Below are 15,187 nucleotides of genomic sequence, written 5' to 3' on the forward strand. Positions count from 1 at the left end.
ACCGCCGACGGACTACCAGAGCGTGACGCGCTGCTCCGGCGCGAGCCACTCCCCATCGCCCGGGCGGACGCCGAAGGCGGACGCGAAGGTGTCGAGGTTCTTCACCACCTGGGTCACGCGGAGATCCTCGGGCGCGTGCGTGTCGGTCTTGAGCAACTCCCTCGCCGCCTCGGGTCGCGACTTGCCCTGCCAGCTCCGGGAGTAGCTCAGGAACAGCGGCACCAGGACGGCGTCCGACGCGGCGGCCGATGCCGCGGACGACGACGCCGCGGCCGCGGCCCCGTGCTCGTCCGCGAACTGCGTTCCCTGGTCCCGATTCGCGACGGCGATCCGGAAGGCCTTGATCGCCACCGAGAGTCCGCCGAGGTCGGCCAGGTTCTCGCCGACCGTCAGCTCGCCGTTGACGGTGTCGCCCGGTCCGAGACCGATCGGCACGAGCCCGTTGTACTGCGCGATCACCGCTTTCGCGCGCTTGTCGAACTCCGCTCGGTCCTCCGGGGCCCACCAGTCCCGCAGGTTGCCGTCACCGTCGTACCGCGAGCCCGAATCGTCGAAGGCATGGCCGATCTCATGGCCGATCACCGCACCGATCGCGCCGTAGTTGACCGCTGCGGTGCTGTCCGGCGAGTAGAAGGGTTTCTGCAGAATCGCCGCGGGGAAACAGATCTCGTTCTTGGTCGGGTCGTACTGGGCGTTGACGGTCTGCGGGAGCATGCTCCACTCCGTGCGGTCGACGGGCTTTCCGAGATCGCCGAGTGCCTTGTCGTTCGCGAAGGCGATCACCGCGCGGTGATTGGCCACCGCGGACGATGCATCGGTCTTCAGCCGCTCGTAACTCGTCCACGTGTCCGGATACCCCATCTTGGTGACGATCTTGTCCAGCTTGGCGACCGCGGCGGCGCGCGTGGGCGCCGTCATCCACGGCGAGTGCTCGAAGCTGGTCCGATACGCGGCCTTGATGTTGTCGACGAGCGTGAGCACCTGCTGTTTCGCGTCCGCGGAGAAGTGCTTCTCCACATAGAGCCTGCCCAGCGCCTCCCCCACTGCGCTGTTCACGAAGCCCAGCGCGTCCTTCCATCGCTCCGTGTCCTTCTCCGTACCCTGCACCAGCTTGGCGAAGGCGAACTGCGCGTCGCGGAACTCCTTGGGCAGCACCGCCGTGTAGGTCTGGACGACGGTCATGCGCGCGCGGTCCTTGAGGGCCTCGAGATCGGCGTCCGCCCAGATCGTCGCGGCAGCGGTGAGGTAGTCGGGCTGGACGAGCACGACCTCCTTCGAGACGTCCGCACGGATCCCTTGGAGGTCGCGCCAGCGGATCCAGTCGTAGCCGGGTGCGAGCCCGTCGAGGTGCTCCCACGGGTACGGGTTGTACGTCGCAGTGGGGTCGCGGTACCTCTCGAGCGGCCACATCGCGGCGGCCAGAGCCCGCTCCAGATCGACGATCCGGGTGGCCGCGGCCGCGGGATCGGGGAAGGCCGCGAGTCGGGCCGTCGTGCTCAGGTAGTCCCGGTACGCCGCACGGATCTCCTCGTGCTGCGGGTCGGTGTACTGCTCCCGCTGCAGGCCGATCGGTCCCGGGGCGATCGTCACGACGTTGCGCGTCGAGTCCTTACCGTCGGGGCCGATCGCACTCGCGATGATGCCCCACCCGTTGTCGGACCGCTCCTGCGCGGCCATCACCTCGAACAGGGCCGCGCGGTCGGCGGCACCGTCGATCGCGGCCAGCATCGGCCGGATCGGCCCCGTGCCCGCCGCCTCGATCGCCGCCGTGTCCATGTAGGTCGTGTAGACGTCCCGGATCCTGGCCTCGTCGCTTCCCGGCCGGGGATCACGGATCGACTCGACGATCTCCTTGAGCTGCTGCTCCACCTGGTCGCCGAGCGACTCCGTCGCACCGGTGGAGACCTTGTCCGCCGGTATCGTGTAGCCGTCGTACCAGGCGCCGTTGACGTGGCGGAACAGGTCGTCCTGCGCACGCACGCCGGGCGCTGCGCCCGACATGTCCGGACCTGCCAGGGAGCTGTAGGGGCGCCGGGCCGCCGACGACGGTCCGCCTCCGGTCCCCGAACCGCCGCACGCGGCCAGGACGCTCGCGCCGGCCACGAGCCCGAGTCCCACCAGGAATCCTCGACGGTCGACTCCCGGACGGGGCGTCACCCCGTCGTTCCGCCCCCGCGTCCCGTCGCTCCCCCACTCCTGTGCGCCCACCCCGGACCTCCCGCTCGACGTGATCACGAATCGTCAACAACTCTAGTTCTCATATCGAGGGGGATCGCGACAATTCGGAAGGAACACCCGTCGCGGAACACGAACGAGCCCCGTCCGGAGATCCCGGACGGGGCTCGTCGAGTGGTACTGCCGATCAGCCCTTGTGCGCCTTGACGGCCTCGGTGAGCTGCGGGGCGACGTCGAACAGGTCGCCCACGATGCCGTAGTCGGCGATCTCGAAGATCGGGGCCTCTTCGTCCTTGTTGACGGCCACGATGGTCTTCGAGGTCTGCATGCCGGCGCGGTGCTGGATGGCGCCCGAGATACCCAGGGCGATGTACAGCTGCGGCGACACGGTCTTGCCGGTCTGGCCGACCTGGAACTGGCCCGGGTAGTAACCCGAGTCGACGGCGGCACGCGAGGCACCGACGGCGGCACCCAGCGAGTCGGCGAGCTCCTCGACGACCGAGAACTTCTCGGCCGAACCGACACCACGACCACCGGAGACGACGATCGACGCCTCGGTGAGCTCGGGGCGGTTGCCGCCCTGGATCGGCTGCTTCGAGGTGATCTTCACGGCGTTCTCCGCCTCGGCCGGAACCGCGACGTCGACGATCTCACCGGCGCCGGCGACACCGTCGGCCTCGACGGCACCCGGACGCAGCGAGGCGACCGGGGTGTCGCCACCGGCGGTGGCCTCGACGGTGAACGCGCCACCGAAGATCGAGTGGGTGGCCGTACCACCCGGACCGAAGGCGATCACGTCGGCGACCAGGCCGGAGCCGAGGCGCGCGGCGACGCGGCCGGCCACCTCCTTGCCCTCGAACGTGGCGGCGGTGAGCACGGCTGCGGCGCCCTGGCTCTCGGCGAGCTCGGCGAGCACGCCGACCTTCGGCGTCACCAGGTATTCGGCCGCCTCGGCCGACTCCGCGCGGTAGATCTTGGCGGCACCGGCGGCCTTGAGCTGATCGGCGATCGCGTCGGTGGTGCCGGGGGCACCCACGACGACGGCGGCCGGCTCACCCAGGGCCTTGGCGGCGGTCAGCAGCTCGGCCGTGACCTTCTTGAGCTTCCCGTCGACCTGCTCGACGAGGACGAGTACGTCTGCCATAACGGCTTCTCTCCTTATGAGTGGATTCGAGGGTCTCAGATGATCTTCTGGCCGATGAGGAACTGCGCGACCTTGCTGCCGCCGTCACCCTCGTCCACGACCTTCTCGCCCGCCTGCTTCGGCGGCTTCGGGGTCACGCCCGTGACGGTGCTGCCGGCGTTCGCGCCGCCGACCTCGTCGAGCTCGACGCCAATCTCCGCGAGGGAGAGCACGTTGATCTCCTTCTTCTTCGCGGCCATGATGCCCTTGAAGGAGGGGAAGCGGGGCTCGTTGATCTTCTCGTTGACCGAGACGATGGCAGGGAGCGAGGCCTCGAGGGCGAAGACGCCCTCGTCGGTCTCGCGCTCGCCGGTGAGCGAGTCACCGTCGACGTTGAGAGTGCGCATGTGGGTCAGCTGCGGCAGGCCCAGGTACTCGGCGAGGATCGCCGGGACGGCGCCGACGCGGCCGTCGGTGGCCTCGTTACCGGCGATGACCAGCTCGACACCCTCGATGGTGCCCAGCGCGCGGGCGATGACCCACGCGGTCTGGATGGCGTCCGAACCGTGCATGGCGTCGTCCTGGACGTGGACGGCCTTGTCGGCACCCATGGACAGCGCCTTGCGGATCGCATCGGTGGCGCTCGCGGGACCGACGGTCAGCACGGTGACCTCGCCGCCGTGGGCCTCCTTGATCTGGAGCGCCGCCTCGACCGCGCGCTCGTTGATCTCCTCGAGCCACGGATCGATCGACCGGTCGACCGTGAAGTCATCGGACAGCTTGCGTTCGGACCCGGGGTCGGGAGCCTGCTTGATCAGTACGACTACGTTCGTCATTGGTCTTCGTCGACCTCCATCGATGATCGGATACTCGTAGGGCACATTCTCACACTGCCGTGCGGGTGCGGAAATCGCGCCCCACCAGAGGGGTACCCGCCGAACTTAGCACCGCCTCACAGCACTGTTTAACGCCAGAGTAAGTTACCGGGAGGTAACTGTCCATGTGGGATGGCCCACGCCGCGCGACGACTAGGCTGAGAAGAATGTGTGACCCGCTGCCCCTGACCGGCGAGCGAACCGTTCCCGGTATCCCCGAGGAGAACTACTGGTTCCGCCGGCACGAGATCGCCTATCTCGCGATCGTGGACCGCTACGCCGGGAAATCGGTCTTCGAGGCCGGCAGCGGTGAGGGTTACGGCGCCGCGATGCTCGCCGACGGCGGCGCCACGGTGACGGCCCTCGACTACGACGAGTCCGCCGTCGCGCACGTGCGGGCCGCGTACCCCGCGGTGACGATGCTGCACGGCAACCTCGCCGAGCTCCCGCTCGAGGACGCCTCGGTGGACGCCGTCGTGAACTTCCAGGTGATCGAGCACCTCTGGGACCAGCCGCAGTTCCTGCGCGAGGTGGCGCGCATCCTCCGCCCCGGCGGCGAGCTCGCCATCTCGACGCCGAATCGGGTCACCTTCTCCCCCGGGCGCGATACCCCGCTCAATCCCTTCCACACCCGCGAACTCAACTCCGCCGAGCTCGTCGAGTTGTTGGAGGAGGCCGGTCTCGAGGTGACCGAGAAACTCGGCGTCTACCACGGCGCGCGGCTCGCCGAGCTCGATCGCCGCCACGGCGGAAGCTTCATCGACGCCCAGATCGAGCGTTCCCTCGCCGGGGAGCCCTGGCCCGAGGATCTGTCGAACGACGTGGCCGCCGTCGCCGCGACGGACTTCGACGTGCGCGCCGACGCGCCCGACAGCCTCGACCTGTTCTTCTACGCGAGGAAGCCGTGACCGCCGGGCGCGAGCCCGGGATGATCGCCTTCGTCTTGCACTCCCATCTGCCCTGGCTCGCGCATCACGGCGCGTGGCCCGTCGGCGAGGAGTGGCTGTACCAGTCGTGGGCGGCCTCGTACCTGCGCATGGCCGAGATGCTCGACCGCCTCGCGGACGAGGGCCGCACCGACCAGCTCACGCTCGGCGTCACCCCGGTGCTCGCCGCGCAGCTCGACGATCCGTACTGCCTCGAGGCCATGCACCACTACCTCGGCAACTGGCAGCTGCGCGCCCACGAGGCGGCGCTGTCGGGTCGCGCTGCCGCGGCGGAACTCGGCGCGCGCGAACACCGCAACGCCGCCCACGCGCTCGATCTGTTCGAGACCCGCTGGCGCCACGGCGGCACGCCCGTCCTGCGCCGACTGGCCGATGCCGGCACCGTCGAACTCCTGGGCGGGCCGCTCGCGCACCCCTTCCAGCCCCTGCTCCATCCCCGCCTGCGGGAGCTCGCGTTGCGCGAGGGCCTCGCCTACGGCGCCGCGCGGCTGGGATCGCCCGCCCGCACCGGCATCTGGGCGCCCGAGTGCGCGTACAAGCCGGGCATGGAAGAGGAGTACGAGGCCGCCGGCGTCACGCATTTCATGGTCGACGGGCCCACGCTCGGTGGCGACACGGCCCTCGCCCGTCCCGTCGGGGAGTCCTCGGTCCTGGCCTTCGGTCGCGACCTGCCGGTGAGCTACCGGGTGTGGTCGCCCAAGTCCGGCTACCCCGGGCACGCCTCCTACCGCGACTTCTACGCGCACGACCACGCCACGGGCCTCAAACCGAGCCGGGTGACGGGCAAGAACGTGGCCGAGGCCGACAAGGCACCGTACGACCCCGCCCGCGCCGACGCCGCCATCGACAAACACGTCGCCGACTTCGTGGACACCGTGGTCCGGCGCCTCCGGTCCGAGAGCGCACGGATCGGCCGCGACGCGCTCGTGGTCGCGGCCTTCGACACCGAGCTCTTCGGGCACTGGTGGTATGAGGGCCCGATCTGGCTGGAGCGCGTCCTCCGTGCCCTGCCCGAGGCGGGCGTGGACGTCGGCACCCTGCGCTCCGCGGCGGAGGCCGGATACGTGGGCGAGGCCCGCGAGATCCCCGCCAGCTCGTGGGGCTCCGGCAAGGACTGGCACGTCTGGGACGGCCCCCAGGTGCGCGAGTTCGTCGAGCTCAACGAGGAGGTCACCACGACGGTGCTCCGCGTGCTCGACAAGCGCGCCGGGCGCGTCCGCGATGTCGTCTCCGATCAGGTGCTGCAGGAGGCGCTGATGTGCCTCCAGTCGGACTGGCCGTTCATGGTCTCCAAGGACACCGCCGCCGACTACGCCCGCGACCGCGCGTACAAGCACGCCCACGCACTGCGGGAGATCGCCGAAGCGGCCGAACGCGGGGACGAGGCCCGCGCCGTCGCCCTGGCCCGCACCTGGCGCCTCGCCGACGATCCGTTCCCCGGCCTCGACGCCCGGCGCCTGCCGCCCGCACGCCTCGACCCCGTCGGAGGGCTGTAGCCATGCGTGTCCTGCTCGTCTCCTGGGAGTACCCGCCGGTCGTGGTCGGCGGACTCGGCCGGCACGTCCACCACCTCGCGCTGCAACTGCGCGATCAGGGCCACGAGGTGGTCGTGGTCTCGCGCCAGCCCACGGGCACCGACCCGCGCAGCCACCCGACCTCGGACTCCGTCGTCGACGGTATCCGCGTGATCATGGCCGCCGAGGACCCCCTGGCGCTCGACTTCGGCACCGACATGATGCCATGGGTGCTCTCGATGGGGCACTCCATGCTCCGGGCCGGGTTGCGCCTGGCCGGATACAACCCCACCGCCGGCGAGGACGCACTGCACGGCGCCGGGAGCGTCGGCCGGCCCTGGGTTCCCGACGTGGTGCACGCCCACGACTGGCTCGCCGCGCACGCCGCCGTCGGGCTCGCCGAGGCCTTCGACGCCCCGCTCGTCGCCACCATCCACGCCACCGAAGCGGGCCGGCACAGCGGCTGGGTGTCCGGGCCGGTGAACCGGCAGGTGCACTCCACCGAGTGGTGGCTCGCCAACGAGGCCGACGCGGTGATCACCTGCTCACGGTCCATGTCCGACGAGGTGAACCGCCTGTTCGGTCCGGGTCTCGCCCAGCTGCACACCATCTCGAACGGGATCGACTCGTCGCTGTGGCCGTTCCGCGACCGCGCCGCCGCCGGTGGGTCCGGGGCGGGCCGACGGGGCGCTCCCCGCCTGCTGTACGTCGGCCGGCTCGAGTACGAGAAGGGCGTCCAGGACCTCGTCGCCGCGCTCGCCCGGGTGCGGCGCACGCACCCCGGGACCACGCTGACGGTGGCCGGCGACGGCACGCAGGCCGCGTGGCTCCGGGACGTCGCACGCGAGCACCGGGTGCTGCGCGCCGTGGAGTTCACGGGCGCGCTGGACCACGAGGAACTCGTCGCGCAGCTGCACTCGGCGGACGCGCTGGTGATCCCGTCGCGCTACGAGCCCTTCGGCATCGTCGCCCTCGAGGGCGCCGCGACCGGCATCCCCGTCATCGCGACCACCGCGGGCGGCCTGGCGGACTTCATCCGCAACGACGAGACGGGCCTGTCCGTCGAGCCCGCCGACGTGCCCGCTCTGACCGCGGCGATCCGCGCGGTGCTGGACGATCCCGCCGCGGCACACCGCTGGGCCGCCGCCGCGCGCACCGAGGTCGAGGAGCTCACCTGGGACGCCGTGGCGCAGGAGACCGCGCAGGTCTACCTCGCCGCGAAGCGCCGTCCCCGCACTCCTCTGGGGCGGCGCGTGATCGACGAGCGTCCCCTCCCCGAGCGGGACCCGACGAACCCGGTCTGACCTGCGCCGCTGCACGACAGCTGTCCGATGTGGCACGGTCGAGTCCATGACCGTGCGACCGGAAGACGTGCTGCCCGACGACCAGAGCACCGCCGATTTCGGCGGCACACCGCTGCGGAAGGGAACGGTCGCAGCGTTCGTGCGGAACGCACAGTCACTGGAGGCCGCCCGGGAGGGCTCGCCCGAAGCCGACGAGCTCGTCGCGGCACTGACCGCGGCCGTACCGCAGCTCCGCGCGATCGGGGTCCTCGACGTCTTCGCGCCCGTCTCGCCCCGTCTCCGCGCGGTGGTCGACGCCGCGGAGGGCTGAGCGTGCTGGTCCGGAACGAGACGCCCGAAGACCGTGCGGCCGTCGCGGACGTGCATCGGAGCGCGTTCGCACCGATGACGCCGCCGGGACGGGCTGCCCCGCCGCGAGAGCCCTAGCCGTTCCCCGGCAGCCCGCGGGCCTCCGCCTTCTTGCGCTCGATGTCGGCGAGGGCGCGCTCGAGTTCGGCGCGCTCGGCGATGCTCGCGTCCCACATCTCCTTGCGGTTCTTGACCACCCGCGCCGGCGAGCCGACGGCGATCGAGTACGGGGGGATCTCCCCACGGACCACGGCGTGCGCGCCGAGTACGCTGCCGTGGCCGATCAGGGTATTACGGGTGACGGTGACCTTGGTGCCGACCCAGGTGTCTCCACCGATCCGGACGGGGCCCTTGATGATGCCCTGGTCCTTGATCGGGATGGTGATGTCGTCCATCTTGTGGTCGAAATCGCAGATGTAGCACCAGTCGGCGACGAGCGAGGCGGGGCCGAACTCGATGTCGAGGTAGCAGTTGACCACGTTGTCGCGGCCGAAGACCGACTTGTCGCCGATGCGCAGCGAGCCCTCATGGCAGCGGATCTTGTTCGAGTCTCCGATGTGCACCCACCGGCCGATCTCCATACGGCCGAGACCGGGCGTCGCGTGGATCTCGACGTTCTTACCGAGGAAGACCATCCCCTTGAGCACGATGTGCGGGTTCGCCAGCCGGAACTTCAGCAGGCGGGCGTACCGCACCAGGTACCAGGGCGTGTAGGCCTTGTTCTTGAGGACCCAGCGCAGCGACGCGGGCGTCAGGAATCGCGCCTGCTGATCGGCCTGCCGCGCGTGCCGCCACCGCGATCGGTACGGGGCGTTCCACATGCTCGTCATGCAGGGGAGCCTATCCGGCGGGTGCGCCCCGCCGGTCCGGTACGGCCCCCACGCTAATCTGTGGGGCGAAAAGAACGTCGAGCGGAGGAGACACATGCGGTTGGGTAGGCGCGCACTCACGCTGGGTGCGACGGTGGCCGCCGCCGCGGTCCTGGCCTCGTGCTCGCCGGACACCACCTGGGTGTACGCCGACGATTCCGCCGCCTGGCCCGGGATGTACGGGGACTCGCGTAACAACTCCTACGCCGACCGTGACGCCGCGTCCTCGCTGGTCCCGGCGTGGAACCGCGCCCTCGTCGGCCCCAACACCGCCGCGCCCGCCGTCTCCAACCGCGGAGTGGTGTCGGTGACCGCCCGCACCGACACGGGGTGCAGCACCTTCAGCCTCGAGCTCACTGTGGGTCGCAAGACCTACTGCCGCCGCGACGCCCCGGGCGCCGATCTGCAGGCCCCCGTGGTGGACCAGTTCGAATACACCTACCTCGGCGTCCCCGGCTGGCTGTACAGCTTCAACCCGGACAACCAGGTGCGCTGGCGCTACCCCACCGCGGGCACGCCGCTGTGGATCAAGCTCGCGGGCGACAACACCGTCCTCGCCGTGACCCACCTCGGCCAGATGGTGCTGGTCGACTCGCACGACGGTGTCGCTGCGGGCGCTGCGATCGGGCTGTTCCCGCAGGTCTCCGCCAACGACAACGGCGGCGGCATCGAGGACTGCGCCACGAACGGACCGCGATGCCCGGTGTCCGGACCGCCGGCGGTCGACACGAAGGCCGAGCGCGCGTTCGTCGTCGTCGGAGGGGCCTCCGGACCGTCGAAGGTGATGGCGGTGGACTACGACAAGAACGGCGGCAACCGGCACGACCTGCGGTACTCCTGGGAGCGCACGGACCTGCCCGACGGGGCGATCGGCTCGCCCGCGCTGTCGGCGGACCGGTCGACCCTGTACGTGAACCTGCGGAACAAGAAGCTGGCCGCGCTGGACGCGAAGACCGGCGCCACCAAGTGGACGCACGACCTCGGCTACCAGAGCACCGTGCCCCCGTCGGTCTCGCCCGACGGGACGATCATCCCGGCCGCGCCGGGCCTGCGCCGCGCGTCGTTCACCGCGCTGCAGGACGAGGGTTCGAGCGTGCGCGAGGTCTTCAAGCGGACCGATGTCGCGATGGTCTCCCCCGCCGCGCAGATCCGCGGCGGTGTCGGCTACGCGGTGGTGCGCTCGTGGGCGGCCGTGCAGTCGCAGCTCATCGAGTTCCGGACGGACACCGGCACCACGCTGCGCACCTTCGACCTGCCGGACACGGTCAAGTCCGCGTCCGGGGTCTCGATCGGACCCGACGGCGAGCTGGTCACCGTCGGTGACGACGGGACGGTGTACGCCTTCACCTCCGGTCGCCGCACGGGCGACAGCGTCATCAAGAACTGACCCCCGCGCACCGGCGGACGAGAGCCCGACCGTGCGGGTTCAGCGCAGGGCGACGGGGAGCAGCCCCCGGAGTTCGTCGATCCCGATGAAGGTCTCGAGCACACGCACCCCGTCGGGACCCGTCTCGAAGATCCCGACATCGGTGTAGACGCGGTTCACACAGCCCAGACCGGTGAGCGGGTAGGTGCAGCTCGGGACGAGCTTGGACTCGCCGGACTTGTTCAGCAGCGTCATCATCACGTACACCTGCTTCGCCCCGACGGCGAGGTCCATCGCGCCGCCGACCGCGGGGATGTCGCCCGCGCGCCCGGTGTGCCAATTGGCCAGGTCCCCGCGCTCCGAGACCTGGTACGCGCCCAGAACACAGACGTCGATGTGGCCGCCGCGCATCATCGCGAAGGAGTCGGCGTGGTGGAAGTACGCGGCGCCCGGGAGCTCCGTGACGGGCACCTTGCCGGCGTTCGTCAGATCCGGGTCGACGAGATCGCCGGTGGCCGTGGGCCCCATGCCGAGCATGCCGTTCTCGGTGTGGAGTACGACCTCGCGCTCCGCGGGGAGATGATCGGCGACCTTCGTGGGCTGCCCGATCCCGAGGTTGACGTAGGCCCCCGTCGGGATGTCGCGTGCGACGCGGGCCGCGAGTTCCTCCATCGTCAGACGATGCGTGCTCATCGTGCTCCCTCCACGGTGTAGTGCCGGGCGTCGACGGCGACGATCCGGTCGACGAAGATCGACGGCGTCGCGACCGCCTCGGGATCGATCGCGCCGAGCGGTACGACCTCGTCGACCTGCACGATCGTGGTCGCAGCTGCGGCCGCCATGACGGGCCCGAAGTTCCGCGCGGTCTTGCGGTGGACGAGGTTGCCCCACGGATCGGAACGATGCGCCGCGATCAGCGCGTAGTCGCCGCGGATCGGATACTCGAGCAGGTACGTCCGGCCGTCGATCTCGCGCGACTCCTTCCCCTCGGCAAGCGGCGTTCCGACGGCCGTCGGGCAGTAGAAGCCACCGATTCCGGCGCCGGCGGCGCGCAGCCGCTCCGCCAGATTGCCCTGGGGAACCACTTCCAGATCTACCTTTCCCGCGCGGTACAGCTCGTCGAAGACGTACGAGTCGCTCTGCCGCGGAAAGGAGCACACCACTTTGCGGACCCGGCCCGACGCGAGCAGCGCCGCGACCCCGACCTCACCGTTGCCCGCGTTGTTCGACACCACAGTGAGGTCGGTCGCGCCCTGCCGGATCAGGGCGTCGATGAGGTCGAAGGGCATGCCCGCCAAACCGAAGCCGCCGATCAGGACGGTCGAACCGTCCTCGATCCCCGCGACCGCCTCATCGACACCGTCGTACACCACTGCCCTGCTCATGCGCCCTCCTCCGTGTTCTCCAGGACGACGGCGAGGCCCTGCCCGACGCCGATGCAGATGGCCGCGACGCCGTACCTCTCGCGGCGCTTGCGCAGGGCCTTCGCCAGCGTGCCGAGCAGCCGGCCACCGGACGCGCCGAGCGGATGCCCGAGCGCGATCGCGCCGCCGTAGGGGTTGACGATCGCGGGGTCGATCCCCCACGCGTCGATGCACACCAGGGACTGCACCGCGAAGGCCTCGTTGAGTTCGACCACGCCGACATCGCCCCAGTCGATCCCGGCCCGGGCGAGGGCCCGGTTCGCCGCGTCGACCGGCGCGTACCCGAACAGCTGCGGTTCCAGAGCCGTGGCGCCGCGGCCGGCGATCCGGGCGAGGGGCTCGAGCCCGATCGTCTCGGCCGCGCCGTCCGATCCCAGCAGCACCGCGGCGGCACCGTCGCTGAGCGGACTGGCGTTGCCGGCGGTAATAGTCCCGTCGGGCCGGAACGCGGGGCGCAGCGCGCCCAGCGTCTCCGCGGTGGATCCCGGCCGGACGTTCTCGTCGCGCTCGAGGCCGGCGACGGGGACCACCAGGTCGCCGTAGAAGCCCTCCTCCCACGCCGCGTGGGCCCGACGGTGCGAGCGCGCCGCGAACTCGTCCTGCCGCTCGCGCGAGACGGAGAACGTCTCGCCGAGTTGTTCGTTGGCCTCGCCGAGGCTGACGGTCCACTCGGTCGGCATGGCGGGGTTGACCAGCCGCCAGCCGAGTGTGGTCGAGACGGCGGTGACGTCGCCGGCGGGAAAGGGCTTGGCGCTCTTGGGCAGCACCCACGGCGCTCGGGTCATGGACTCGACGCCTCCGGTGAGCACGACGTCGGCATCGCCGGTCTCGATGGAGCGGCTGCCCATCAGCGCGGCGTCGAGCCCGGAACCGCACAGCCGGTTGACCGTGGTGGCGGGCACCTCGACCGGGACTCCTGCGAGCAGGGCGGCCATGCGCCCGACGTTGCGGTTGTCCTCGCCGGCGCCGTTGGCGTTGCCCCACACGACCTCGTCGATCGCGCCGCCCGCGCCGAGAGCCGGAGCGCGGCCCAGCACAGCACGGATCGCCGCCGCGGCCAGGTCGTCGGGACGGGTGCCGGCGAGGGCGCCGTTGAACCGGCCGAAGGGCGTACGGGCCGCTGCATAGACGTAGGCATCCATGCGATCGACGGTAGGCTGCGCAATCCGGATACTGAAGTACAGGAATGATGCGCAATTGATACTCTGCCGATATGAATCTGCGTCAGCTGCAGTACTTCGTCGCCGTCGCCGAGGAACGCCACTTCGGTCGCGCGGCGCGGCGGCTGCACATGGCGCAGCCGCCGCTCTCACACCAGATCCGTCAGCTGGAAAGCGATCTGGGCGTGGAACTGCTGCACCGCACCACCCGCCGGGTCGACCTCACCGACGCGGGGCGCGCCTACCTCGACCGGGCGCGCGGCATCCTCGCCGCCGTCGACGACGCGAGCGAGCACGCGCGGCGGGTCGCAGCGGGCGCGACGGGGCACGTCACCATCGGCTGTGTCGGCACCGCCACCTACAGCCTGCTGCCGCCACTGGCGCGCCGGCTCGCGGAAGAGCTGCCCGGCATCGACTTCGCCTTCCGCGGCGAGATGCTCGTACCGGACCAGGTCGAGGCATTGCGCGGCGGTGAGATCGACATCGCGCTCCTGCGTCCGCCGGTCGCGGATCCGTCGCTGACGGTCCGGGTGGTGCGCCGCGAGCCGTGGGTCGTCGCACTACCCGCCGAGCACCCCCTCGCGCAGCGGGAACGACTGCGGGTCTCCGACCTGGCCGGCGAAGCGTTCATCGTCCACAGCGCGGGCCGGCGGTCCGCGATGTACGACCGGGTCATGGCCCTGCTCCGCGAGGGCGGTGTGGCTCCCGCGATCCGACACGAGGTCGGTGAGACCTCCACCCTCGGGACCCTCGTGGCGGCGGGCCTCGGCATCGCGCTGGCGCCCAAGCCGATCACCGCCCTCCGACTCGACGGCATCATGTACGTGCCGCTCGCGGGCGCGGGCAGCGGCGTCGAGCTGGCCGTCGCGCATCTGGCGGATCGGACGGATCGCCACCTCGAGCGCGTCACCGATCTCATCGCCGACCTGACTGCCGCGCGCTGAACCCGGCCCGCGGTCACCGCCCTGAGGCTCGCGCGCGGGTCCGCGAGGGCGTCTCGCCGAACCGGCGCCGGTACAGGGCGGAGAACCGCGAGGGGTGGGTGAACCCCCAGTCGTAGGCCGTGTCGGTCACGGTGCGCCCGGAATCGGAAGCCAGGAGCTCCGCGCGGACCCGGTCGAGCCGCTCCCCCAGGATGTACGCGCTGGGCGAGGTCTCCAGCCGGTCCTGGAAGGCGCGCTGCAGCGAACGCACACTGATGCCGACGTGGGCGGCAACGTCCGGCACCGACAGCGGGCCACGCAGGTGAGACTCGATGTGGTCGAGCGCGCGCTGGAAGGTCCGCGGATGCACCCGGTCCGCGTCGTGCTCGTGCAGCAGCGCCGACAGGTTGTGCCGGTGGGAGACCAGCAGACCCGTGATGAGCAGGTCCCGCCAGTGCCGCGCCATCGCGGGATCGGCCGCGAGCCCGGCTTCGTCGTCCAGATCGCGCAGCAACGAGCGCAGAGCGCTCGACCAGCTGCGGAGCCCCGGCGCGGCGAGGTCCATCCCCACGTCGAAGACGACGGGGCCGCCGACGGGCCGGCCGACGAGTGCCTCCAGCCGCTCCTGCACGGCGGCGCGTTCGAGCCGCAGGTGCAATTGGCGGTAGGCGCCGTCCATCCGCATCCGGGCCCGCATCGCGGGCGAGAGGACGGCAGCGACACCACCCTCGATCACCGTCCCTCCGCCCGCGCCGACGAGTTCGAGGCGGTTGGACCCGGCCACGGCGATCATCAGGTCGTAGTAGTCGATCCGGTCGAGGATGTCGACGTCGATCGGTGCGCCCTGCTCGAGGTAGACCACGCCGAGGTCGGCGACCGTCGCGGAGCGGACCGCACCGTCGAACGCGGTGGCGGCGCCCCGCGGCACCGCGATCGAGTGCGTGCTGAGCAGTCCGCCCGCCGCGCTGCGGAAGGCGTCGACATCGGCGGTGCGAAGGCTGTCGAACCGGCCGAGCGGGGCGGACAGCGCCCTGTCACCGCGCTCGACCGCACCCCACATCGCCATCGCCTCCACCTCGCCGGGGCGCCTCGAAAGCGCTCTCACCTGCAGGTTACACCGCCTTCGGCGCGGAACTGCGATCCATGTCACCACTTCCCG

Annotated in this window: 14 protein-coding genes; 6 read left to right on the forward strand and 8 right to left on the reverse strand. The window is 70.9% G+C overall.

Going from position 1 to position 15,187, the window contains the following annotated elements; genetic code table 11:
- Positions 1 to 12 precede the first annotated feature (12 nt).
- The 3 genes from FK268_RS02640 to FK268_RS02650 all read right to left on the reverse strand — a co-directional run bounded on the left by FK268_RS02640 (position 13) and on the right by FK268_RS02650 (position 4,134).
- Positions 13 to 2,235 (reverse strand): M13 family metallopeptidase, encoded by a 2,223-nt coding sequence (locus FK268_RS02640; RefSeq protein WP_231706884.1) that lies wholly within the window; start codon positions 2,233 to 2,235, stop codon positions 13 to 15.
- A gap of 127 nt (positions 2,236 to 2,362) precedes the next feature.
- The gene (locus FK268_RS02645; protein ID WP_146430832.1) at positions 2,363 to 3,319 is read right to left on the reverse strand and encodes an electron transfer flavoprotein subunit alpha/FixB family protein; all 957 of its coding nucleotides are present in this window, start codon (positions 3,317 to 3,319) and stop codon (positions 2,363 to 2,365) included.
- Between the two features lie 35 nt (positions 3,320 to 3,354).
- Positions 3,355 to 4,134, reverse strand: a complete 780-nt coding sequence (locus tag FK268_RS02650; protein WP_146430834.1) for an electron transfer flavoprotein subunit beta/FixA family protein — start codon at positions 4,132 to 4,134, stop codon at positions 3,355 to 3,357.
- 206 nt (positions 4,135 to 4,340) lie between these two features.
- Between FK268_RS02650 and FK268_RS02655 the strand changes: the two genes are divergently transcribed.
- The 4 genes from FK268_RS02655 to FK268_RS02670 are packed head-to-tail and all read left to right on the forward strand — an operon-like array spanning position 4,341 to position 8,248.
- Positions 4,341 to 5,081 carry a class I SAM-dependent methyltransferase gene (locus FK268_RS02655; RefSeq protein ID WP_146430836.1) on the forward strand — a complete coding sequence of 247 codons (741 nt, stop codon included), beginning with the start codon at positions 4,341 to 4,343 and terminating at the stop codon, positions 5,079 to 5,081.
- A gap of 20 nt (positions 5,082 to 5,101) precedes the next feature.
- Complete coding sequence (locus FK268_RS02660; RefSeq protein WP_146431844.1) at positions 5,102 to 6,616, forward strand: 1,4-alpha-glucan branching protein domain-containing protein; 1,515 nt, start codon at positions 5,102 to 5,104, stop codon at positions 6,614 to 6,616.
- Positions 6,617 to 6,618: 2 nt separating this feature from the next.
- Positions 6,619 to 7,938 carry a glycosyltransferase family 4 protein gene (locus tag FK268_RS02665; protein ID WP_146430838.1) on the forward strand — a complete coding sequence of 440 codons (1,320 nt, stop codon included), beginning with the start codon at positions 6,619 to 6,621 and terminating at the stop codon, positions 7,936 to 7,938.
- A gap of 46 nt (positions 7,939 to 7,984) precedes the next feature.
- Complete coding sequence (locus tag FK268_RS02670) at positions 7,985 to 8,248, forward strand: hypothetical protein (protein ID WP_146430840.1); 264 nt, start codon at positions 7,985 to 7,987, stop codon at positions 8,246 to 8,248.
- Between the two features lie 112 nt (positions 8,249 to 8,360).
- Here FK268_RS02670 and FK268_RS02675 read toward each other — a convergent pair whose 3' ends face one another.
- Positions 8,361 to 9,116 carry an acyltransferase gene (locus FK268_RS02675; RefSeq protein ID WP_146430842.1) on the reverse strand — a complete coding sequence of 252 codons (756 nt, stop codon included), beginning with the start codon at positions 9,114 to 9,116 and terminating at the stop codon, positions 8,361 to 8,363.
- A 94-nt stretch (positions 9,117 to 9,210) separates the two neighbouring features.
- On the opposite strand from FK268_RS02675, the gene FK268_RS02680 reads away from it, so the two are divergent.
- Positions 9,211 to 10,542 (forward strand): PQQ-binding-like beta-propeller repeat protein, encoded by a 1,332-nt coding sequence (locus tag FK268_RS02680; protein WP_146430844.1) that lies wholly within the window; start codon positions 9,211 to 9,213, stop codon positions 10,540 to 10,542.
- Between the two features lie 39 nt (positions 10,543 to 10,581).
- Here the strand turns inward: FK268_RS02680 and FK268_RS02685 are convergent, their stop codons facing one another.
- From FK268_RS02685 to FK268_RS02695, 3 genes are read right to left on the reverse strand one after another with little or no spacing between them, the layout of a single operon-like run.
- Complete coding sequence (locus tag FK268_RS02685; RefSeq protein ID WP_146430846.1) at positions 10,582 to 11,214, reverse strand: 3-oxoacid CoA-transferase subunit B; 633 nt, start codon at positions 11,212 to 11,214, stop codon at positions 10,582 to 10,584.
- Positions 11,211 to 11,906 (reverse strand): 3-oxoacid CoA-transferase subunit A, encoded by a 696-nt coding sequence (locus FK268_RS02690; RefSeq protein ID WP_146430848.1) that lies wholly within the window; start codon positions 11,904 to 11,906, stop codon positions 11,211 to 11,213. Before FK268_RS02690 ends, FK268_RS02685 begins: the two co-directional genes overlap by 4 nt.
- Positions 11,903 to 13,087, reverse strand: coding sequence for a thiolase family protein (locus tag FK268_RS02695; RefSeq protein ID WP_146430850.1), 1,185 nt, complete (start codon positions 13,085 to 13,087; stop codon positions 11,903 to 11,905). The genes FK268_RS02690 and FK268_RS02695 overlap by 4 nt, the downstream gene beginning before the upstream one ends.
- A gap of 71 nt (positions 13,088 to 13,158) precedes the next feature.
- On the opposite strand from FK268_RS02695, the gene FK268_RS02700 reads away from it, so the two are divergent.
- Positions 13,159 to 14,049, forward strand: coding sequence for a LysR substrate-binding domain-containing protein (locus tag FK268_RS02700; protein WP_146430852.1), 891 nt, complete (start codon positions 13,159 to 13,161; stop codon positions 14,047 to 14,049).
- Between the two features lie 13 nt (positions 14,050 to 14,062).
- Here FK268_RS02700 and FK268_RS02705 read toward each other — a convergent pair whose 3' ends face one another.
- Entirely contained in the window at positions 14,063 to 15,094 is a 1,032-nt protein-coding gene (locus FK268_RS02705) for a helix-turn-helix transcriptional regulator (RefSeq protein WP_231706885.1), read from the reverse strand.
- Between the last annotated feature and the right edge of the window lie 93 nt (positions 15,095 to 15,187).

It is taken from the genome of Tsukamurella sputi (assembly GCF_007858445.1).
GTDB lineage: Bacteria > Actinomycetota > Actinomycetes > Mycobacteriales > Mycobacteriaceae > Tsukamurella > Tsukamurella sputi.

Bases quoted from the DNA above. Each gene is read 5' to 3' on its own strand.
- FK268_RS02645 (WP_146430832.1), bottom strand. From the start codon at position 3,319: ATGGCAGACGTACTCGTCCTCGTCGAGCAGGTCGACGGGAAGCTCAAG.
- FK268_RS02650 (WP_146430834.1), bottom strand. From the start codon at position 4,134: ATGACGAACGTAGTCGTACTGATCAAGCAGGCTCCCGACCCCGGGTCC.
- FK268_RS02655 (WP_146430836.1), top strand. From the start codon at position 4,341: ATGTGTGACCCGCTGCCCCTGACCGGCGAGCGAACCGTTCCCGGTATC.
- FK268_RS02660 (WP_146431844.1), top strand. From the start codon at position 5,102: ATGATCGCCTTCGTCTTGCACTCCCATCTGCCCTGGCTCGCGCATCAC.
- FK268_RS02665 (WP_146430838.1), top strand. From the start codon at position 6,619: ATGCGTGTCCTGCTCGTCTCCTGGGAGTACCCGCCGGTCGTGGTCGGC.
- FK268_RS02670 (WP_146430840.1), top strand. From the start codon at position 7,985: ATGACCGTGCGACCGGAAGACGTGCTGCCCGACGACCAGAGCACCGCC.
- FK268_RS02675 (WP_146430842.1), bottom strand. From the start codon at position 9,116: ATGACGAGCATGTGGAACGCCCCGTACCGATCGCGGTGGCGGCACGCG.
- FK268_RS02680 (WP_146430844.1), top strand. From the start codon at position 9,211: ATGCGGTTGGGTAGGCGCGCACTCACGCTGGGTGCGACGGTGGCCGCC.
- FK268_RS02685 (WP_146430846.1), bottom strand. From the start codon at position 11,214: ATGAGCACGCATCGTCTGACGATGGAGGAACTCGCGGCCCGCGTCGCA.
- FK268_RS02690 (WP_146430848.1), bottom strand. From the start codon at position 11,906: ATGAGCAGGGCAGTGGTGTACGACGGTGTCGATGAGGCGGTCGCGGGG.
- FK268_RS02695 (WP_146430850.1), bottom strand. From the start codon at position 13,087: ATGGATGCCTACGTCTATGCAGCGGCCCGTACGCCCTTCGGCCGGTTC.
- FK268_RS02700 (WP_146430852.1), top strand. From the start codon at position 13,159: ATGAATCTGCGTCAGCTGCAGTACTTCGTCGCCGTCGCCGAGGAACGC.
- FK268_RS02705 (WP_231706885.1), bottom strand. From the start codon at position 15,094: ATGGCGATGTGGGGTGCGGTCGAGCGCGGTGACAGGGCGCTGTCCGCC.